Source organism: Bosea sp. F3-2, assembly GCF_008253865.1.
Taxonomy (GTDB): Bacteria; Pseudomonadota; Alphaproteobacteria; order Rhizobiales; family Beijerinckiaceae; genus Allobosea.
This window is the reverse complement of record NZ_CP042331.1, coordinates 4694532-4714984: the sequence shown is the minus strand read 5'-3', so window position 1 is coordinate 4714984 and position 20453 is coordinate 4694532. Positions and strand designations below refer to the sequence as shown.

Sequence of the window (20453 nt, the reverse complement as noted above, 5' to 3'; positions counted from 1 at the left end):
CGGTAGAGACGCGGGTTTATTCCCGTCCCCGCCGCGCCAGACGTTCACAGGGGCGTGATCGCCGCAGCCATTTGCACGGGAGACGTCCGGCTAGCGCATGAGGAAGGGCGGGCGGCCTGCGGCATTTCTGAACGCAGAAATGCCAGCATCGGCCCCAATCGCCGATCTCGTGCCGAGACGACGCTATTTTTCGACGAATGCCTTCTCGATGACGTAGTCGCCGGCCTCGCCGTGGTTGCCTTCGGCAAGGCCGCGCTCGGCGAAGATCGTCTTGAGGTCGGCGAGCATCTGCGGCGAGCCGCAGAGCATGAAGCGGTCGCCTTCGGGGTCGAAGCCGGGCTGCTCAATGTCGGAATAGAGCTGGCCCGAGGTGATGAGGTCGGTGATGCGACCGCGGTTGCGGTAGGGTTCGCGCGTCACCGTCGGGTAGTAGACGAGCTGGTTGCGGATCATTTCGCCGAGGAACTCGTCCTGCGGCAGGTGCCGGGTAATGCGCTCTCCATAGGCGAGCTCGGCGACCTGGCGGCAGCCATGAACGAGCACGACCTTCTCGTAGCGCTCATAGGTCTCGGGATCGCGGATCAGCGAGAGGAAGGGAGCCAGCCCCGTGCCAGTGCCGAGCAGGAACAGGCGTTTGCCATCCTTGAGATTGTCGAGGACGAGGGTCCCCGTCGCCTTCTTGCCGACGATGATGGGATCACCGACCTTGAGATCCTGCAGACGTGAAGTGAGCGGGCCGTCCGGCACCTTGATCGAAAAGAATTCGAGGTTCTCGTCGTAATTGGTGCTGGCGACACTGTAGGCCCTGAGCAGCGGCCGGTCGCCGACCTTCAGCCCGATCATCGTGAACTGGCCGTTCTTGAAACGGAACGTAGCGTCGCGCGTCGTTGTGAAGCTGAACAGCGTATCGGTCCAGTGATGCACGCTGAGGACCTGCTCCTCGTAGAAATGACTCATTACATCGTCCCTAGGCGGATCGGCCGGGGGCTTCTAACGGATTTTCTTCCCTGCGTCACCGGTTTTGTAAGGTAATTTTGGTAGTGAATATCGAATGCATGGATATTCTATATTTCAGGCAGGTCGAGGAAGAATTTATTATCGCATGAGGTCGCGGGAGAAATGTTAAACTACAGCGACAATACGGCGCTTTGAGCATCAACGTCGATCAGGCCAGCCTTCAGGCCAAAATCGACAGCCTTCGCGGGCGGGAAAGTCGCCTGACGACTTTGGTGGCGAGATGCAATGCTCGGTACTCCAGCGAGCCTGGTAGGGCACGGTCTTCCGGGCTCCGGCAGCCGGGCCGACCGGCAAGAAGGGCAACTGCCAATATCGCCTACCCGGGCGATTGGCCACACCAAGCTTGGGACGGTAGCGGCACCGCTTGCGCATGCGGACGTTCACCAAGGTCTACGCTGGCGGACATCGCGAGACGCTACTGTGCCTTCAGCTTTCGATAGGTTCGTGTCTCTCGCGTGACCCAACTGCGAAACGCCACGACGCTCGGCTGATGTGCCTTTCGCTCAGGGTAGACCGCATAATAGGAATCTCCCGAAAGTATCGGCGGACCAAACGGCATATGGAGCTCGTTTCGCGCGAGCTCCGTTTCGATGTAGCAGACGGGCACGATGGCGATGCCAATGCCCTGAGCCGCAGCGTTGATGAGCATCTCCGTATGCGCGAAACGGGTGCCTTGAATTCTGCCCTGGTGACTGAGGCCGGAGAGCCGCAGCCAATGCAGCCACATGCTGGGACGGCTGGCGTTCTGCAGCATGGGGAATTTCGCAAAGTCCTTCTCGTCGAGCTTTGCCCCCAGCTCCACCAATCTGGGTGAAGCGACGACCGCGATCTCTTCCGCAAACAGCTCGACCGACCGTGCATTCAGCCACGTGCCGACGCCACGAAGGATAGCCACATCCAGCCGCGTCGTTTCGAAGTCCAGGTTTGGGGCTGCCAAGGTGACTTCGACAGGAATATCGGGGTGCGCGCGTATGAAGGTATCGATCCGCCGCGGCAGCCAACGCGCACCCAGCGTGGGATGCGTCCCGATCATGAGGGAGCTGTCGACCGAACGGCCACGCACGGCGTCGATCGTGATCTCCTGGAGCTTGTCCAGCGTCAGCGCGAGGTTTCTATAATAATTTGCGCCGACTTCCGTCAGGACGAGGCGTGGTCCCGACCGATGAAACAGGGGGACGCCGAGAAATTTTTCGAGGTTGTGGATCTGCCTGCTGATGCCGCTTTGCGTGAGCCCGAGGTCCTCTGCCGCTTTGGTGAAATTCATGAATCGCGCTGCTGCCTCAAACGCATGCAAAGCAGATAGCGATGGCAGGTAGCGTCTCATAGGAACCTCGTCCTCCATCATGATTAAAAGTCATGGCAGACGAAATTTTCAACGTTTTTGTTTCCTCTCGGGCTCGTCCAAACTCGACAGGTCGGGCTCAAAAACAAAAGCGCGAGCGTCTGATCCGAGGGGAACAGGGACCAGCTCAACTGCGCGCAAGCAGAGCCCGCAAACGAAAATGAAGAGGGGAAGAGTATGGACAGGCGCGAATTCAACAAGCTCATCGGCTTGGGCGCAGTTGCCGCATCGGCAGGTCTTTATACGGGAAAAGGCGCTCTGGCAGCCGGTTCCCTGGACCGAGTCAAGTCATCGGGCACCCTGCGGATCGGAGCCGTCGCCGACGGGGCTCCCTACTATCAGAAGATGGTGACCGACGGCAGCTGGCGCGGGTTCTATATCGATATCTGCAAGAAGCTCGCGGACGATCTCGGGGTCAAGATGACGATCCTCGAGACGACCTGGGGCAACTCGGTGCTCGATCTCCAGGCCGACAAGATCGACGTCTTCTTCGGCCTCAATCCCACGCCGGAACGGCAGAAGGTCATCGATTTCTCCGGCCCGGTCTTCAAGAACGCCTTTACGATGGTGATGAAAAAGGGCTTGGGCGCGAAGACCTGGAGCGATTTCAACAAGCCCGAGATGCGGATCGCCGTCGATGCCGGCTCCTCGCATGATGCAGCCGTCACCCGCCTGGCGCCGCAAGCTCAGATTTCACGGCTGAAGACGGCCAGTGACGCGACCGCCGCCCTGCAGGCAGGCCGCGTCGATGCGCAGTGCCTGGTTCTGATCCTGTCGCTTTCGCTGCGCGCCAAGAACGCCGCGATCGGCGAGATCGTCATGCCGACGCCCGCCGACTTCACCACCTCGAATGCGGGCTTCCGGCGAGAGGCGGATCAGTCCTGGCGCGAATTCGTCGATGGCTGGATCAGCAAGGAGCGCGCCAGCGGCTTCATCAAGAACGCCGTCGTGAAGAACATGGAGCTCGTCGGCGTCAAAGAGAGCGACTTCCCCCCCGGCTTCGAAATCTGATGATCTAATATGGCGGGGCTTCGGCCCCTCCATAAGCGATTTCGAGCACGGGAATTCACCGCATGTATGAATGGGACTTTTCCATCCTGTGGGGCTACCGCTGGTTGCTCCTGCAGGGTCTGGGTGTGACTGTGGCTTTCACGGCCGCGACGGTCGTCGGTGGCTTGGTCATCGGCATGACCGCGGCGATCTGCCTGCTGTCCCGCTTCAAGATTCTGCGCGGGATCGCCCTTGGCTTCATCGAGATCTTTCGATGCACCCCGGTCCTGGTGCAGCTGATCTGGTGCTATTATGCGCTGCCGATGATCGCGGGCATCGAGATGACTCCGGTTACGGCCTCGCTTCTCGCCCTGTCCTGCTATGGTGGCTCGTTCTACGCCGAGATCATCCGCGGCGGCATCGTATCGATCGACCCCGGCCAGTCCGAAGCGGCTTCGGCGCTGGGAATGACACCTGCACTGGCAATGCGCCGCATTATCCTGCCGCAGGCGCTGCGCCGCATGCTCCCGGCGCTGATGAACCAGTCGATCCTTCAGTTCAAGAACACCTCCCTGGTGTCCGTGCTCGCCGTTCCGGACCTCGTCTACCAGGGTCAGATCGCGGCTCATGACAGCTTCCGCCCCCTGGAGACCTACACCGCCGTGGCGGTCGCCTACTTCATGATCCTCTTCCCATTGACGCTGTACGTGCGCCGCCGCGAGCGCCGGCTGGGAGAAGCCCGATGACAGCGAAATCGCCAATGATCGAGATCTCCAAGCTGCGGAAGCGCTTCGGGCAGCTGGAGGTCCTGAAGGACATCAATCTTCAGGTCGAGCAGGGCGGCGTCGTCGCCTTGTTGGGACCGTCGGGATCGGGCAAGTCGACGCTGCTGAGATGCATCAACCTGCTGGTGGTGCCCGATGACGGAACCATTCGCGTCGGGGAAACCACCTTCCAGTTCGGGGAATCGCTCCAGCAGCCCAAGGCCAAGCCGCTGGCCGCATTCCGCTCCCGCACCGGCATGGTGTTCCAGAGCTTCAACCTGTTCCCGCACATGTCGGTCCTGGGGAATGTCATCGAAGCTCCCATCCATGTGAAAGGATTGGACAGGAAGACAGCCACCGACCAGGCGATGGCTCAACTCGAAAAGGTCGGCCTTGCGGATCGCGCTTCCCAGATGCCTGACACACTGTCGGGCGGCCAGAAGCAGCGCGTCGCGATCGCCCGCGCGCTGGCCATGGAGCCGGAAGTCATGCTCTTCGACGAGGTGACCTCGGCGCTCGACCCCGAGTTGGTCGGCGAAGTCCTGCAGGCGATGCAGAAGCTCGCCGCCGACGGGATGACGATGGTGATCGTCACTCATGAGATCACCTTTGCGCGCGATGTCGCGGACCGCGTGGTCTTCATGCGCGACGGCTACGTCGTCGAAGAAGGGCCGGCGCGCGACGTGATCGACACACCCAAGATGGACGCGACGAAGACGTTCCTCAGCCATTTCCACAAGGGCGCAGCGCCCCGGTAAGCGCCTACAGAAGAGTCCGACACGATGGAAACGATCAGCAATCTCCGCGTCTTTCTGATCGAAAGCCCGATCAAGATGGCGAGGCAACAGGGCGTCGGCGACGTCAAGGGCACGGTGAAGCGTGTCCTGGTCGAGCTGACTTCTTCATCCGGCATCGTCGGTTGGGGCGAGGCAGCGCCGTGGGAAGTTTTCACGGGCACGGCCGAGGCCGCGGTTGCGGCCATCGACATCTACCTGCGTCCGCTCGTCATCGGCGCTCGGGTCGACCGGATCCGCGCACTGACCCTGCAGATGAAGAAAGCGCTCGTCGGCCATGGCGAGGCCAAGCTCGCGATCGAAACCGCGATGTTCGACATTCTGGGTCAATCATCGGGGCTTTCGATCGCCGATCTGCTTGGCGGGCGCGTTCGCGACACCATCCCCCTCTCCTTCTCCATCGCCGATCCGGATTTCGACGCGGACATGCGGCGCATGGAAGAGATGGTTCCCCAGGGCAATCGGATCTTCAAGGTGAAGACAGGGGTGAAAACCCATCAGGAGGACGTCGCGCACCTCGAGGCGATGCGTAACGCATTCGGCGACCAGATCGATCTGCGGATCGACTACAACCAGGCCCTGCAGCCATTTGGCGCGATCAAGAAGCTGCGCGACGTCGATCAGTTCAAGCCGACCTTCATCGAGCAGCCGGTCCCACGCGATTGCCTGGCGGCCATGGCGTCCTTTGCTGCGGAGCTGGATACCCCGATCCTTGCCGACGAGAGCTGCTTTGATGCCCGGGACTTGCTGGAGATCATCAGACTGCAGGCGGCCGACGCCATCTCGGTGAAGCTGATGAAGACCGGCGGCATGCTCAACGCACAGGCGCTGATGGCGCTCGCGGATCTCGCAAGCCTCCCCGGCTATGGCGGAACGCTGTACGAGGGTGGCGTCGCGCTCGCAGCCGGAACCCAGTTCATCGCAGCGACGCCAGGCATCTCGCTCGGCTGCGAATTCTACATGCCGCATCACGTCCTGACCGAAGACGTGCTCGAGGAGAAGATCGCGAACCGCAACGGCGAAGTCGTCGTACCCGACGGTCCCGGTTTGGGAATTCGCGTGTCCGAGAGCTCGCTGAGATCGAACGCGCGGGTCCTGGCGGAACGTTAAAGCCAGACTGATCGACACCACCGCCTTTCCTTGCCGATCACGGCCTCCGCCGTGACGGAGACGAGAGCTATTGCCCAAAGCCTAGAGCATTGCGCGAAAAAGTGGGTACCGGTTTTTCGCAGAAGCAATGCTCTAAACTCTTAGAATCGATCACGTTTTTCGCATTTTGACGATTCCGTCAAAATGCGACGTGATCTAGGGAAAATGGTCATGCCCAGCGCCGCGAGAACGCACACACTGGTCATCGGCAGCGGCATCGTTGGCGCCTGCAGCGCGCTCGAACTCGTCCGCGCAGGTCATCTCGTCACCCTGATCGATATCGGGGAACCGGGAGGCCGGCAGTCGGCAAGCTATGGCCACGGCTGCTGGATCAGCCCAGCGTCTGTGGTCCCGATGTCGATGCCCGGTCTCTGGAAACAGATCCCTGGCTATCTGCTCAACCCGAAAGGCCCTCTCGTCATTCGATGGCGCCATTTTCCTCGGCTTGCGCCGTGGCTGCTGCGCTTCCTCTGGGCCGGGGCCTCGGTGCCGCGGGTCGAGGCGACTGCCCGCGCTTTGAGCCAGCTGCTCCAGGACAGTCCCACTCGCCACCAGACGCTGAGTCAGGAGATTGGCGTGCCGGATCTGATCCGTCGCGAAGGGCTGCTCTATGCATACCCCGATAAGAGGGCATTCGAAGCGGAGGCCTTATCCTGGCATCTGCGGCGGATGACCGGCCTGCGCTGGCGGGAACTCGACGCCGGAGCATTGGCCGAGAGAGAACCGGATCTCGATCCGCATTATACATTTGGCATCCTGGCGGAGGACGGGGCTCACTGCGTCGATCCCGCCGCCTATGTCTCCAGGATCGTCGAGACCGCCTGTGCATATGGCGCAAAGGCGCTTCGGGCCACGGCAAGCGGGATCGTGTGCAATGGAGAACGCCTCGTCGGTGTCCAGACCGATGCCGGGTTGATCGAATGCGACCAGGCGGTCATCGCTGCGGGAGCGTGGTCGAAACGGCTCGCGCGTTTATCGGGTGACCACATTCCGCTGGAAAGCGAGCGCGGGTATCACGGCGTCATTGCCCTGAAATCCGGAGGCCCGCGCCACCCCGTCATGCCGAGCGACGGCAGGATGGCGAACACGCCCACCTTGGCGGGTCTGCGCCTCTCCGGCCAGGTTGAGCTCGCATCAGTTGACGCGCCTCCGAACTGGAGCCGCGTCGATATCCTGGTCGATCACGCCCGCAAGGCCTATCCCTCGCTAGCACAGACTCAGAAGCTCACCGTCGACAAGTGGATGGGGCACCGCCCGTCGACGCCCGACGGCCTGCCTGTCATCGGCAGATCCACCCGGTCGCCAAACATCTTCTACGCCTTCGGTCACGGTCATGTCGGCTTCGCCTCGGGGCCCGTGACCGGCCGAATCGTGGCTGACCACCTGGCGGGCCTACCGAACGCCTTCGACATCGCGCCCTACTCGCCGCGACGGTTCAAGCTCGGAACGCTTCAACCATGAGAGTCGGGATCGTCGATAGCATCGGGCTCATGCTTGAAAGCTACAATCGCCCCACCCCCAACCCGAAAACCTCGCGGATCGTCGCGCCCAGCATCCTGGCCGCGCTGCGAACCTATGTCGCCGCCATCCGCGCGGATTCCTGAACAAGCCGGCCATCAAGAAAATCGAAGGAGAACAAGCAATGCGTGGGGCAGACATCCTGGTTGAAATGCTCATCGGCTATGGGGTCGAGGTCGTCTTCGGCGTACCGGGCGACACCAACGTTCCGTTCTACGAAGCGCTTCAACAGCGCGAAGGGCGCATCCGTCACGTCATGGCGCGCGACGAACGCTCGGCAGGCTATATGGCCGATGCCTATGGCCGCTTCACAAAGAAGCCGGGCGTCTTCGAGTGCCCGTCGGGCGCTGGCGCGATGTATTCGCTGCCCCCGGTTGCCGAATCCAACTCCTCCTCGGTCCCTGTCATTCTCCTGACGATCGACATTCCCCTTCCAGGCGAAGGACGCGGCGTGCTGACAGAGCTCGACTGCGCCCGCCTGTTCGAGCCGATCACCAAGATGTCCGTGCAGGTGAAGTCGGCGGAGAAGCTGCCGGAGATTATCCGACGCGCATTCCGCGTCGCCTGCTCCGGCAAGCCCGGCGCCGTTCACCTGCAGATCCCTGAAGATATGCTGTTGGCCGAGGTCGATCCGGCTCGGATCTCGCTGCATGTCGAGAAGGAATGCATGGAGTTCCCAGCGTATCCGACGCTGCCCGCACCGGAGAAGCTCGACACGCTGATTGACCAGCTGACCACCAGCAAGCGGCCCTTGATCGTCTCGGGCGGCGGCGTCAATCGCTCCTGCGCCGGGCCGGAAGTCACGGAGTTGGCAGAGCGTCTGAACATCCCGGTCTGCACGACCATGACCGGACAGGGAACCATGCCTGACGACCATCGACTTGCGGTCGGCGTCATCGGCGATAACGGCTTTCATCCTCACGCCAACTGGGCCCTGGAACATGCCGACTTCGTGCTCTTCGTCGGCTCCCGAATGGGATCGGTCGTCACCATCGGCTGGACCTTCCCGAGGATCACGCTGAACAAGCGCGTCGCCCAGATCGATATCGATCCCGAGATCATGGCGAACAACTATGAGAACGTGGTTTCGGTCCAGGGCGACGCGCGACTGGTGCTGCAACGCCTGATCGACATGGCTCCCACCGACAATGATGCCGGCAGGACGCAGGAGTGGGTGGATGAGCTCAACGCGCTGCGGTCGAATTTCTGGACGAATGCCGAGACTCTATTGGGTTCGGAAGCCACGCCGCTCCGGCCGGAGCGGGCGGTGCGCTGCTTCAATGAGGCGCTGGAGCTCTACGGCAAGCCCGCTCACATCTACTCCGACGCGGGCACGCCGACGCCGCATATGACGCGCTTTCTCAAGCTTAAGGATCGCAAGACGCGCTTTGCCATCCCGCGCGCCTTCGGCGGCCTCGGTTCCGCACTGCCCGCCACGGTTGGCGCGTGGTTCGCAGACAAGGAGCGCCGCCCCATTGGCATGTTCGGCGACGGATCGTTTGGAATGTCGGTCGGGGAACTCGAAACGCTCGTTCGACTGCAGGTCCCCGCCATCCTGCTCCTGTTCAACAACGGCACCTTCGGATGGATCAAGGGCCTGCATCGGCTGAAGGGCCACAACCAGTGCTTCGGCGTCGATTTTACGCCTCCCCGCGGACAGGCAATCGCGGAGGCTTTCGATGTGAAAGCTTGGACTGCTACCAACTCCGAGGAACTCGACGCGGCGCTGGCCAAGGCCTTCGCGTATACGGACGGGCCATGCCTGATCGATATTCACGTGGAATCGATCGCAGACCGTGTGCCGCCGGTTTATTCGTGGCTGACGAAGCGCGGCAAGAACCCTCTCAGCATCGAGGCCGAGGAAGTCCGCTACTTCTGACAGAACCCTTTTCCAGACAGGCCTACGATCAGCTATCTGCACGAGAGGCCGCAAACGCGATCATAGACTCAAGCGCTTGCAAGGAGATCGGGAATCCTCGCAAGCGCTTTACGATGAGACGGTAGGCAGCCGTGATCCGACGCCCGGAAACAGGTGTCGGCCCGCGGCGCAGTTCGCCTCCGCTTCTGCTAACCCCGCCTGATCAGAGATCGACGAGGACCCACAAAACCACTGCGTTCGTGGGACCTTTCGATGTCCAGGTATGTTCGGTCGTGGCGTCATAATAGACCGAGTCGCCCTTGTTGAGCTCAAGCGGCTCGTAAAGGCGGCTATGCACGACCAACGTGCCCTCAAGCACCATCACGAAGATCTCTGCTTCCGACTTCGCCCAAGCGGCGTATTCATCCGGAGACCGAGCGGTCACTGTGGTCAGGATGGGCGTGGCGCGCTTGTTCTTGAGGTCGGCGCATAGAAGGACGTTGTTACACGTTCCCGTCGTGTGCTTGCTTCCAGTGCCGGCCCGGCTGATGCTCCGACGCCCCGCGAAACTCACCGCGCCGGCCCCCTCATCGGTCGCAAGCAGGGTCACCAGCTCGACTTCAAGCCCATGGGCGATGCGCTGCATCGTCGAAATCGTGGGCGACAGTTCGTTACGCTCGATCTTCGAGAAGGCCGAGGCCGAGACTCCGGTCATGGTGCTGACGTCCTGCAGCGTCAGCTGCCGGCTCCTGCGCAGTTTCAGAAGGCGGGCACCGATATCCACGCCCCGCGGCTCATCACTGCCGCGCGTAGCTTCAGGCGGCTCGGCTGCGTCGCCCCGCTCCGCCAATGATAACTCCGGCATGCCGCTTGTCTCCGTCGGGGACCTCTCCCTTATTGCAATGTCATAATGACGCGCGACCGCGATGAAAAGGGAGATGCACCCTCTTAGTTCAGAAATTGTCCTATCAGACATTTTTTCTACTTTTGTGTTGACAGCCATTAGAACGTGAAAGAGGCTTCATCCCAGAAGATGCGCCGGCAATGAACCGAGCGCGCTCGGCGAGGGGCCGATGCGCACATGGCGGCAGCATCGCGGCAGGGATGCTTCGAATGACACTGACCCACGACAAGCTGAGCGGCCTCTACACCGCGATCGTCACACCTCTGACCTCTGAGGGTGCAGTCGATATCAAGGGATTGCAGGAGCTGGTTCGCTTTCAGCTGCGCGCTGGCGCAGCCGGCATCGTGCCGATCGGTGGCACGGGGGAATATCCGGCGTTCTCCAGGGCCGAGCGCCGTGACATCGTCGCAGCCTGTGTCGAGGCCGCGGAGGGCAAGCCGGTTATTCCGGGCGTGCTATCGACCGGCTACGAGGATGCGCTGGAGGCGGGTCGCGATTTCGCTGCGGCAGGGGCTGCAGCAGTTATGACGGTTACGCCCTACTATGCCCCAGGCACGCAGGACGGCATGCGGGCCTATTTCCGAAACTACCGCGACGCGCTCGATCTGCCGGTCATGCTCTACCAGATCCCGCGCCGCACGACGGTCTCGGCCTTCGCGGACACCGTCCAGGCGATGGCCGAGGACGGCTCGATCATCGGCATGAAGTACTCTTCCTACGACATGCCGGACTTCATTCGCACGGTGAAATATGCCGGCGACAAGATCGCGATCTTGTCCGGCGAAGAGCCGCTCTTCGCCACCCATGTCACGCTCGGCGCCCGCGGCGGCGTCCTCGCCTCCGCGACCATCTATCCGAAGATCTGGATCCAGATCTTCGAGCTCGCGCGTCAGGGCAAGCTTAAGGAAGCCCTGAAGCTGCAGGACAAGATCGATCCTGTCGTCGACTCGATCTTCGTCGAAACCAATCCGGGGCCGCTGAAGGAGTATATGGCGCTCGCGGGCATGCCGGTCGGTGGCGTGCGCCTGCCCTTGCTGGGCCCGAGCGCCGACACGCTGGCAAAACTCAAAGTCGCTGCCGCGCAGGCTAAAGCCGTGAGCCTGGCCTGAGTGGAGACTGGATCGTGATCGAGAAGCTTCGCAGCATCGTCGGCGAGAAGGGGCTGATCACCGATCCCACAGAGATGGGGCCATGGCTCACCGACTGGCGCCAGCGCCGGCGCGGACAAGCGCTCGCGGTGGTCCAGCCGGCCTCGACCCAGGAGGTCTCTTCGGTCGTCGCGCTCTGCGCGGCCGAAGGCCAGCCGGTCTTTCCGGTCGGCGGCAATACCGGGCTGTGCTTCGGCGCTGTCCCGGAGAGCGACCGTAGCGACAAGCCCGGCATCGTTCTGTCACTCCGCCGTATGAATCGCATCCGTGCAATCGACCGTGCGACCGGCATCGCTACGGTTGATGCCGGCGTCGTCCTCGGCGATCTGCACAACGCCGCCGCCGAGGCCGGGCGCCAGTTCCCCCTGCATCTCGGCAGTGAGGGCAGCGCCCAGATCGGCGGGCTGATCTCGACCAATGCCGGCGGCACCGGCGTCGTCCGCTACGGCCCGATGCGTGATCTCGTCGCCGGGCTCGAAGTGGTGCTGGCGGACGGGAGGGTGCTGGCGGACCTCGCGGCTTTGCGCAAGGACAATACCGGCTACGTCCTGCGCCATCTCTTCATCGGAGCCGAGGGTTCGCTCGGTATCATCACAGGCGCAGCGTTGCGGTTACACCCCCAAACGCCGAACACCGCTCATGCCTGGGTCGCCGCCGCCGACCCCGCAGCCGCGGTCGCGCTGCTCGCCGCGCTGCAGGACCGCGCCGGCTCCTATATTCAGGCTTTCGAGCTGGTCTCCGCCTCACAATTCGAGTTGGTACGCCGCCATGCCGAGCGGGCGCGCTTCCCCTTCCCCGAGATTCCGGTCTGGTCCGTCCTGATCGAGCTCGGCAGCGAGGATGCGACCACGGACCTCCAGGCCATCCTCGAAGAGGTCGTCGGCGCCGCGCTGGAAAGCGGCGAGGTGATCGATGCGGTCATCGCAACGTCGGAGCAGCAGGCGGCGGATTTCTGGCACATCCGCCATTCGGTTTCCGAAGCCAACAAGAAGGAAGGCATCGGCATCGTCCATGACGTGGCGGTACGGTCATCGGACGTGGCCGGCTTCATCGCCGCCGCCGACAGACTTGCGGCTGAGCGCTACCCTCAGGCCATAACGCAGGTGGTCTGCCACCTCGGCGATGGCAATGTGCACTTCATCCTGATGTTCCAACGCGACTTTTGGGCGTCAGTGGCCGATCAGGACGCGTTTGCCCTCGAGGTCGAGCGCGCCATCCACGACGTCGCCGCCCGCTTTGGCGGCACGTTCAGTGCTGAGCATGGTGTCGGGCGCAAGTTGACGGAAGAGCTCGAACGGCTTGCCGATCCGCTGCGCTACGAGCTCATGAACAAGGTCAAGGCTCTCTTCGATCCACAAAATCTCATGAATCCGGGGGTGCTCCTAGCCACGTGAGCGGCCAGGCCGGCACCGCCAAAAATCCGCTGCTGCCTTCGGTGAGGGGCGCAGATCACGGGAACCGCAGGGGAAGCGGAGGCCTCTCTCACCAGAGAACGGTGATCACATCATAACGCCGGGAGAACGGGAAATGACGACACGCAGGGATTTGGCAGGGCTTATCGGCGCAGGCGCGGTTGCAGCCGGGGCGCTGACGCTGGCCTCCAACGGAGCAAGCGCCCAGACGGCGGCCAAGAATACTTTCGATCGGATCATCGCGAACAAGAAGCTGCGGCTGGGCGCGGTGACGTCCAGCGCGCCCTGGTTCACGAAGGACCCGGTGAGCGGGAAATGGAGCGGCCATTTCTACACGATCGGCTCGGCGCTCGCGAAGGACATGGAGGTCGAGCTCGAGCTGGTCGAAACCACCTGGGGCAACGCGGTGCTCGATCTCCAGGCTGACAAGATCGACATCATGTTCGGCCTCAACCCGACGCCGAAGCGGGCGATGGCGGTCGATTTCTCGGTCGGCGCCTATGACAGCGCGCTGGTCGTCATCGCCAAGCCGGGTTTCGAGCCCAAGAACTGGGCTGACATGAACAAGCCGGAGGTCAAAATCTCGGTCGACGTCGGCTCGGCCCATGACCAGATCGCGACGCTCCTGTGCCCGAAGGCTCAGATCACGCGCTTCAAGACCATCAACGAGGCCATGCTGGCGCTCCGCACCGGCCGCGTCGATGCGCAGTGCATCTTCTGGATGGGCGGCGTGCGCGCAGTGAAGGCCGATCCGAGTCTCGGCAAGGTCGTCGTGCCCCAGCCCTTCTTCGGCTCGACCTCGAACGCGGCCTTCCGCCGCGAGCCGGACAAGACCTGGCGCGATTTCGTCAACACCTGGATCGTCTACGCGCGCGGCCTCGGCCTCGTCCGCAGCGCCGTCGTCGAAAGCCTGGAACAGGTCGGCGTCACGCCCGAGGACATTCCGGCGGGCATCACGCTCTGAGGGCTCTCCGGCTTCCCGCGCCTCGTCGCGGGAAGCCGGAGCGATTCTTGCCAACGGCTTTCGTCCGCAAGGCCGCGCCGTGCGCGGACAGGATAGGGCATGTCCTACACTTGGAATTTCGACATCGTCTGGGGCTATCGCTGGATCTTCCTCACCGGAACCGGCGTGACCATTGCGCTCACGATTGCGGTCGTCGTGCTCGGCCTGATCGCCGGCCTGGTCGCCGGCATCGCCCAGATATCGCGCTCACCGGCGCTGCGCTGGCTGTCATGGGCCTATATCGAGATGTTCCGGCTCACGCCGTTGCTCGTGCTGCTCCTGTGGTTTTACTACGCGCTGCCGATCATGACGGGGATCAAGCTCGATGCGCTGACGGCTTCGATCGTCACTCTCGCGCTCTATGGCGGCTCGTTCTACGCGGAGGTCATCCGCGGCGGCATCGTCTCGATCGACCCGGGACAAAGCGAGGCGGGTCTGGCGCTGGGCATGACCCCGACAAAGGTGATGCGTCGTATCGTGCTGCCGCAAGCCATCAAGCGAATGATCCCTCCGCTGATGAACCAGTCGATCATCCAATTCAAGAACACCTCGCTCGTCTCTGTCCTCGCTGTCCCCGACCTGCTCTATCAGGGTCAGGTCGCGGCCATGGACACCTATCGCGCGCTCGAAGTCTACACCGTGGTCGCCGCGATCTACGTCGTCGTGCTGCTGCCGCTGACCGCGATCGTCAAGCAGGCCGAGAAGCGGCTGGCGCAGAGCAACTGAGGGCGCGGTGATGAGCTACAAGATCGAGGTCTCGGGCCTGCGCAAGAGCTTCGGCTCGCTGACCGTGCTGCGCGACATCAACCTCAAGGTCGAGGCCGGCCAGGTCGTCGCGCTAATCGGCCCCTCCGGCTCCGGCAAGTCGACGCTGCTGCGCTGCCTCAACCTGCTGGTCATGCCGGAGGGCGGCCGCGTCCGCATCGGTGAGGACAGCTTCTCCTTCGGTGACGGCTCGAAGCTGCCCGCCACCCGCGAGCAGGCACGCTTCCGCTCGAATACCGGCATGGTGTTCCAGCACTTCAACCTGTTCCCGCACATGACCGTCATCCAGAACGTCATGGAAGGCCCGGTCTCGGTGAAGGCGATGCCGAAGCCGCAGGCCGAGACGCTCGCCCGCAAGCTGCTCGCCAAGGTGGGCCTGAGCGACAAGGTCGACGTCTTCCCCAACAAGCTCTCCGGCGGCCAGAAGCAGCGCGTCGCCATTGCCCGCGCCCTGGCCATGGAGCCAGAGGTGATGCTCTTCGACGAGGCGACCTCCGCTCTCGACCCCGAACTCGTCGGCGAAGTGCTTGGCGTGATGCGCGATCTCGCCGCCGAGGGCATGACGATGATCATCGTCACCCACGAGATCGGCTTCGCGCGCGAAGTCGCTGACCGGGTGGTCTTCATGCGCGACGGCGTCATCGTCGAGGAGGGCCCCGCCCGCGAGGTGATCGGCGAGCCCAAGCAGGAGGCGACCAGAACCTTCCTCAGCCATTTCCACAATCGCGGCTGAGGCTGGCGATGTCGAAGGATGCGCCCCTGACCGTCGCCGTCACCGGCGCCGGCGTCGTGGGCTTGTGCGCGGCGCTGGAGGTCCAGCGCGCCGGCCATCATGTCCTGCTCATCGAACCGGGCGAGCCCGGTGGCCGGCAAGCGGCCTCCTACGGCAACGCGACCTGGATCAATCCCGGCGCAATCGTACCGATTTCCCTGCCGGGGCTCTGGCGCAAGGTGCCCGGCTTCCTGCTCGACCGGACGGGGCCGTTCACGGTGCGCTGGCGCGACCTGCCCCGGCATGCCGGCTGGCTCGCTCGCTTCGTCGCCGCCGGCCGGGACTGGGACCGCATCGCGATCTGCGCGCGGCACCGCTACCCGCTCTGCAAGGAGACCGTGACCGACCATCAGGCCTATGCCACTGAGGCTGGCGTCGGCCACCTGATCCGGCAGCAGGGGCTGGTCTATGTCTATCCGGATCGGGCTGCCTTCGCTGCAGAGAGGCGGATCTGGGCGATGCGCCGGGAGTTGGGCGTCCGCTTCAGCGAGATCGAGGAAGCCGAACTGCGCCGCCTGCAGCCCGAGCTGTCGCCGACCTACCGCTTCGGCGCTCGGCTCGACGGTGCCGGCCAGATTGCCGATCCCGGCGCATACTGCGCCGCCCTCGCCCAGCTGCTGGAGGCGCGCGGTGCACGACGTATCGTGGCTCGCGCGACCGGCTTCTCCTTGGACGGCGGCAGGTTGAGCGCCGTCACGACCGACCAGGGACCCGTCGCCTGCCAGCGCGCCGTCCTGGCGGCCGGCATCGGCTCAGCCGGTCTGGCCCGGCTCGCCGGAGACCACGTGCCTCTGATCTCGGAGCGCGGCTATCACGTCGTCATCCCTGAACCCGGCGTGGAGCTCGGGGCCGGGCTGATGCCCTCGGATGGTCAGATGGGCATCGTCTCGACGCCGCAAGGACTGAGGCTCGCCGGACAGGTCGAGCTCGCCGACCCCGCGGCTGCGCCCGACTGGCGCCGCGCTAAACGCTTCGACGCCGCCGAGATCGACCGCTGGATGGGCAACCGCCCCTCGACACCGGACGGCCTGCCCTGCATCGGCTTCGCTTCCGGCTCGCCCGATATCGTGCATGCTTTCGGTCACGCCCATACCGGGCTGACCCAGGCGCCGGCGACGGGCAAGCTCGTCGCCGCGCTGATCGACGGGCGCGAGCCGCCCTTCGATCCCACCCCCTATTCCGCCCGGAGATTCGCCCGATGAGCGAGCGCCTGCTCTATCTCTCGCGCAACGATGTGAAGGCCCTCGCCATCGCTCCCGGCGAGGCGCGGGAAGCCGTGCTCCAGGCCTTCCGCGACCATGCCGCTGGCCTCAATCGCAGCCTGCCCAAGAGCGCGCTCGGCCTCGGCCCCGGCCATGGTTTTCAGGCAATGACGGCCGCCTCGCAGGCGAACGGGATCGCCACGCTGAAATGGGTCTCGATGGCTCCTGTCGGCCCGGACAGCACCGTACCCGGCATCAACGCCCTGATCTGTGTCAGCGATTACGAGAGCGGTGCACCACTGGCCGTGCTCGACGGCGACGAGATCACGCTCATCCGCACCGCCGCGCTCTCGGCCGCGGCCGCCGCGCGGATGGCGCCGCCCGCACCCCGGACCATCGGCTTCGTTGGCTGCGGCCTTCAGGCCCATGCCCATCTCGCTGCTTTCCTCGCTCTCTATCCGGGCCTGACCACAGCGCTGGCACTGAGCCGCAGCCGGCCCTCGGCGGAACGTCTCGCACAGGCTGCCTCCGAACGCGGGCTCGCAACGGAGATCGCCGCAGATGCCGCCACGCTGCTCGCCCGCAGCGACATCGTCATCTCGATGGTGCCGGGCGCTCCGGGCTTGAAGCCCTTCCTCGACGCCCGCCTAACGAAGCCGAACGCCTTCGCTGCCGCCGTCGACATCGGCCGCAGCTGGATCCCCGAGAGCCTGCCGGCTTTCGACGTGCTGGCGACGGACAGCCTCGAGCAGTCGAAGGCGCCCTACGACATCGACGGCAACCCGGTGACGACGGTCCGCTTCGGCCACGACCTCGTCGAGCTTGCGAACGCCGCCCATCCGACCGCCCCGGGTGCCCGTTCCTTCTTCTGCTTCCGCGGCTTCGCCCTCGCGGATCTCGCGCTCGCGCATCTTGTCGTCGGTCGCGCCCGCGAACGCGGTATCGGAACAACGCTGCCGCGATGACTCTCAAGCCAACCTTCGCCGATATTCTCAACGTCGCCGATGCGCGCCGCGCCGCGGCCCGGCGATTGCCGCGCGGCCTGTTCGAATATGTCGACCGTGGCAGCGAGGACGAGATCTCCATCACGACCAATCGCAGCCAGCTCGACGCGATCCGGCTTTCGCCTGCCGTACTGGTCGATGTCTCCGGGCGCTCGACCGAGGCGGAGATCCTCGGCCATCGCCAGCCCCTCCCCTTGGTGATCGCTCCCACCGCGGTCGCCGGGCTGGTCTGGTACGATGGCGAGATCGCCATCGCGAAGGCTGCGGCGGCGGCCGGCATCCCCTTCTGTGTCTCGACGCAGTCGATCACCGCGATCGAGCGTATCGCGGCGGAGTCGGGCGCCCGGCTCTGGTTCCAGCTCTATGTCTGGAAGAACCGCCAGCGCATGCTCGCGCTGCTCGATCGCGCCTGGGCGGCCGGTGCCGAGACCCTGGTTCTGACCGTCGACACCGCCGTCGGACCTAACCGCGAATACAATCTCCGCAATGGCTTCGGCATCCCGCTCAAGACCTCGTGGCGAGCGGGGCTCGATGTCGCGCTGCACCCGCGCTGGACGGCCTCGGTGATGCTGCGAGCATTGGCGACAGGCGGCGTACCGACCTATGCGCATTACCCCGACGCATTCCGCACGAAGCTCGGCCGCGCCTCGCTGTCGGACGAGGTCAGCCTCGCAACCGACGTGACTTGGACGGACGTGGAACTGCTGCGCCGGCACTGGCGCGGCAAGCTCGTGCTGAAAGGCGTCCTGCGGGTGGAGGATGCGCAGTTGGCGCTGGCGCACGGCGTCGACGCCATCGTCGTGTCGAACCACGGCGCCCGCAATCTCGACTGCGCCCCCGGCCCGACCCAGGTTCTGCCGGCGATCGCCGACGCCGCTGCCGGCCGACTCGAGATCCTGGCCGATAGCGGCGTGCGCCGCGGTGCCGACATCGCCCGCTTCCTCGCGCTCGGCGCATCCGGCGTTCTCGTCGGACGCGCACCGCTCTACGGCGTGGCGATCGGCGGTGCGGCGGGAGCGGGTCGCATCCTCGACATCCTCGCCAACGAACTCAGGATCACGATGGGAATGCTGGGAGCTCCCACGCTCGCCGATCTGCGCGTGCTGCCGAATGGAAACTCAAGGGCTGTATAGGATCAGCGGCCGTTCAGTGCATTGGCCTCTCAAATTTACTTGACGACACGTCGCTAAAGCCCCTGGCGAGGCTCCACGATCTGCCGAGCGGCATCGCGCAAGCCGGCGCGTGATGTCTCCCGGGAATAGAACATATGGCCGCCCTCGAAGAGCGATAGCTTCACCCGTCGGGGATCGCCCAAGGCGGGAAGTTGATCGAGCAGCAGTTTGCTTTCGAGATATGGGCTGACGAGATCGGAGTACCCATGGGCGACCAGAACCCTGACATGCGGGTCCAGCGCGAGAAGCTTCCGCAACTCCGAAATCGACTCCCGATCGCCACGCCCTGATCCGTAATTCCAGCGGCGACTGACCTCGCTGTTGAGCAACATATATCGCCCGTCAGGGCTCCATTTCAGGTCATTTGAATAATGGTTCAGCATTGCACTCGTCAGCGGTGCGGTAGCCGCCTCCAGGACAGCATCCGGAGCCTGGCTCCGAGCGGCGTCCGGCTCCGGATCCAGCGCGGCGACCGCTCCGTCATACGGGCTTCCGACAGCGAGCTCCTTCCGCCCTGCCTCGCGCAAAAAGGTGCCGCTGTCGATCTTGCCGCCACGGCGTTCGACAAGGTCCCGATCCAGTCCTGTGAGGGTAGAGACGCGTTCAATGATCCGTGCGCGGGCCTGCGGGTCGCGAGGTCCCTTCATTAAGTCGGTCAGATATTCTCCGGCAGCATAAGCTTCGGCTTCGGCGAGCCGGTCGGGCGAAAACCCTCTTGTTGCCTCTAGATGCGTGGCCGCCAATGAAGGCAAGGTGACGGCCCATTTCAGCGGAGTGTCGCGCGCGTCGCGCTGAAACGTGAAGTCGAGCACCGGCGAGATCAGGATAAGGCCGGAGACACCGACTCCGTCCGAGGTCTGCAACTCGCCAGCGATTTTGGGCGCCCGGAATCCGCCGTAGCTCTCACCGGCCAGATAGACGGGGGAGCCGATCCTGTCGTTTGCTCGCAGCCAGTTGACGATGAAGCGCGAGAGCGAGCGATAGTCACCTCCGACGGACCAGAGCGTGCCGCGCGCGTCGTCGACGCCAGGCGCGAAGTGACTGAAGCCGGTGCCGACTGGATCGATGAAGACGAGATCGGTGAAATTGAGCCAAGTCTCCTGATTATCGACCAAGTTCGGCGGAGCGGACGGCGCGTCGCCCGGTCGCCCAAAGGCGACGCGTTTAGGCCCGAACGCTCCGACATTGAGATAGGCCGAGGCAGCCCCGGGTCCGCCGTTAAAGGCGAAGACGACCGGGCGGCGGCGCTGATCAGCCTTCTCGCCTGCAGATATCCGTTGATAGGCAATGTAGGCGATCTCTCCGAGGACTCGCCCCGAGAGCTCACGCACCGGAAGCGCGCCTGCTGTTGCGGTGTACTGCAGAGGGCCGTCGGCTAAAGCGATTTCGTGCCGTGTGACCGAAGGCGCCGGTAAACTGGCCGATATGACGATCCGCCGCTCCGTCGCCTCGGGCGCGGGCTTGGCTCCAGATATCTGGTCCTTAGCCGCGCCCTCCTGGGCATCCGCATATGCCGGGCCGAGAAGGGTCAGCAGCAATGCGATCGTCGGCTGCCAGCTTCTAGCGCATGGAGCCGTTTTCCGCTCGCGCGCACCGCTGTCGATGTTTGCGCTCAAGGTTGTGGCGAATGCGTCCATCA

Annotated in this window: 19 protein-coding genes; 15 read left to right on the top strand and 4 right to left on the bottom strand. The window is 63.9% G+C overall.

Annotated elements, in window-relative coordinates; all coding sequences use genetic code 11:
* Nucleotides 1–183 precede the first annotated feature (183 nt).
* Nucleotides 184–957, bottom strand: coding sequence for a ferredoxin--NADP reductase (locus FQV39_RS21770; protein WP_149132194.1), 774 nt, complete (start codon nucleotides 955–957; stop codon nucleotides 184–186).
* 475 nt (nucleotides 958–1432) lie between these two features.
* A complete protein-coding gene (locus FQV39_RS21765; protein WP_149132193.1) occupies nucleotides 1433–2341 on the bottom strand; it encodes a LysR substrate-binding domain-containing protein in 909 nt (302 codons plus the stop codon).
* A 195-nt stretch (nucleotides 2342–2536) separates the two neighbouring features.
* Here FQV39_RS21765 and FQV39_RS21760 point away from each other — a divergent pair, with 195 nt between their 5' ends.
* The 7 genes from FQV39_RS21760 to FQV39_RS21735 all read left to right on the top strand — a co-directional run bounded on the left by FQV39_RS21760 (nucleotide 2537) and on the right by FQV39_RS21735 (nucleotide 9453).
* The gene (locus tag FQV39_RS21760; protein ID WP_149132192.1) at nucleotides 2537–3370 is read left to right on the top strand and encodes a transporter substrate-binding domain-containing protein; all 834 of its coding nucleotides are present in this window, start codon (nucleotides 2537–2539) and stop codon (nucleotides 3368–3370) included.
* Between the two features lie 62 nt (nucleotides 3371–3432).
* Nucleotides 3433–4095 (top strand): amino acid ABC transporter permease, encoded by a 663-nt coding sequence (locus FQV39_RS21755; protein ID WP_149132191.1) that lies wholly within the window; start codon nucleotides 3433–3435, stop codon nucleotides 4093–4095.
* A complete protein-coding gene (locus FQV39_RS21750; RefSeq protein WP_282570091.1) occupies nucleotides 4092–4871 on the top strand; it encodes an amino acid ABC transporter ATP-binding protein in 780 nt (259 codons plus the stop codon). The genes FQV39_RS21755 and FQV39_RS21750 overlap by 4 nt, the downstream gene beginning before the upstream one ends.
* A gap of 24 nt (nucleotides 4872–4895) precedes the next feature.
* On the top strand, nucleotides 4896–6017 hold the full coding sequence (locus tag FQV39_RS21745) for an enolase C-terminal domain-like protein (protein ID WP_149132190.1): 1122 nt from the start codon (nucleotides 4896–4898) through the stop codon (nucleotides 6015–6017).
* A gap of 210 nt (nucleotides 6018–6227) precedes the next feature.
* Entirely contained in the window at nucleotides 6228–7517 is a 1290-nt protein-coding gene (locus FQV39_RS21740; RefSeq protein WP_149132189.1) for an NAD(P)/FAD-dependent oxidoreductase, read from the top strand.
* The gene (locus tag FQV39_RS33265) at nucleotides 7514–7660 is read left to right on the top strand and encodes a hypothetical protein (protein WP_187640011.1); all 147 of its coding nucleotides are present in this window, start codon (nucleotides 7514–7516) and stop codon (nucleotides 7658–7660) included. The genes FQV39_RS21740 and FQV39_RS33265 overlap by 4 nt, the downstream gene beginning before the upstream one ends.
* 38 nt (nucleotides 7661–7698) lie before the next feature.
* A complete protein-coding gene (locus FQV39_RS21735) occupies nucleotides 7699–9453 on the top strand; it encodes a thiamine pyrophosphate-binding protein (protein ID WP_149132188.1) in 1755 nt (584 codons plus the stop codon).
* 202 nt (nucleotides 9454–9655) lie between these two features.
* Here FQV39_RS21735 and FQV39_RS21730 read toward each other — a convergent pair whose 3' ends face one another.
* The gene (locus FQV39_RS21730; protein WP_149132187.1) at nucleotides 9656–10297 is read right to left on the bottom strand and encodes a helix-turn-helix domain-containing protein; all 642 of its coding nucleotides are present in this window, start codon (nucleotides 10295–10297) and stop codon (nucleotides 9656–9658) included.
* A gap of 248 nt (nucleotides 10298–10545) precedes the next feature.
* Here FQV39_RS21730 and dapA point away from each other — a divergent pair, with 248 nt between their 5' ends.
* The 8 genes from dapA (at nucleotide 10546) to FQV39_RS21690 (ending at nucleotide 18775) form a co-directional block, all read left to right on the top strand.
* Nucleotides 10546–11445, top strand: coding sequence for a 4-hydroxy-tetrahydrodipicolinate synthase (dapA, locus tag FQV39_RS21725; RefSeq protein ID WP_149132186.1), 900 nt, complete (start codon nucleotides 10546–10548; stop codon nucleotides 11443–11445).
* A gap of 14 nt (nucleotides 11446–11459) precedes the next feature.
* Entirely contained in the window at nucleotides 11460–12878 is a 1419-nt protein-coding gene (locus FQV39_RS21720) for an FAD-binding oxidoreductase (protein ID WP_149132185.1), read from the top strand.
* Nucleotides 12879–13011: 133 nt separating this feature from the next.
* Nucleotides 13012–13860, top strand: coding sequence for a transporter substrate-binding domain-containing protein (locus FQV39_RS21715; RefSeq protein WP_149132184.1), 849 nt, complete (start codon nucleotides 13012–13014; stop codon nucleotides 13858–13860).
* Nucleotides 13861–13959: 99 nt separating this feature from the next.
* Nucleotides 13960–14625, top strand: a complete 666-nt coding sequence (locus FQV39_RS21710; protein WP_149132183.1) for an amino acid ABC transporter permease — start codon at nucleotides 13960–13962, stop codon at nucleotides 14623–14625.
* Between the two features lie 10 nt (nucleotides 14626–14635).
* Nucleotides 14636–15397 (top strand): amino acid ABC transporter ATP-binding protein, encoded by a 762-nt coding sequence (locus FQV39_RS21705; protein WP_149132182.1) that lies wholly within the window; start codon nucleotides 14636–14638, stop codon nucleotides 15395–15397.
* Nucleotides 15398–15405: 8 nt separating this feature from the next.
* Nucleotides 15406–16638: an NAD(P)/FAD-dependent oxidoreductase gene (locus FQV39_RS21700; RefSeq protein WP_149132181.1), complete on the top strand. Its 1233-nt coding sequence runs from the start codon at nucleotides 15406–15408 to the stop codon at nucleotides 16636–16638.
* Entirely contained in the window at nucleotides 16635–17603 is a 969-nt protein-coding gene (locus FQV39_RS21695) for an ornithine cyclodeaminase family protein (protein WP_149132180.1), read from the top strand. Before FQV39_RS21700 ends, FQV39_RS21695 begins: the two co-directional genes overlap by 4 nt.
* Entirely contained in the window at nucleotides 17600–18775 is a 1176-nt protein-coding gene (locus tag FQV39_RS21690; RefSeq protein WP_149132179.1) for an alpha-hydroxy acid oxidase, read from the top strand. Before FQV39_RS21695 ends, FQV39_RS21690 begins: the two co-directional genes overlap by 4 nt.
* 53 nt (nucleotides 18776–18828) lie before the next feature.
* On the opposite strand, the gene FQV39_RS21685 is transcribed toward FQV39_RS21690, so the two are convergent.
* Complete coding sequence (locus FQV39_RS21685) at nucleotides 18829–20451, bottom strand: S10 family peptidase (protein WP_149132178.1); 1623 nt, start codon at nucleotides 20449–20451, stop codon at nucleotides 18829–18831.
* Nucleotides 20452–20453: the final 2 nt, after the last annotated feature.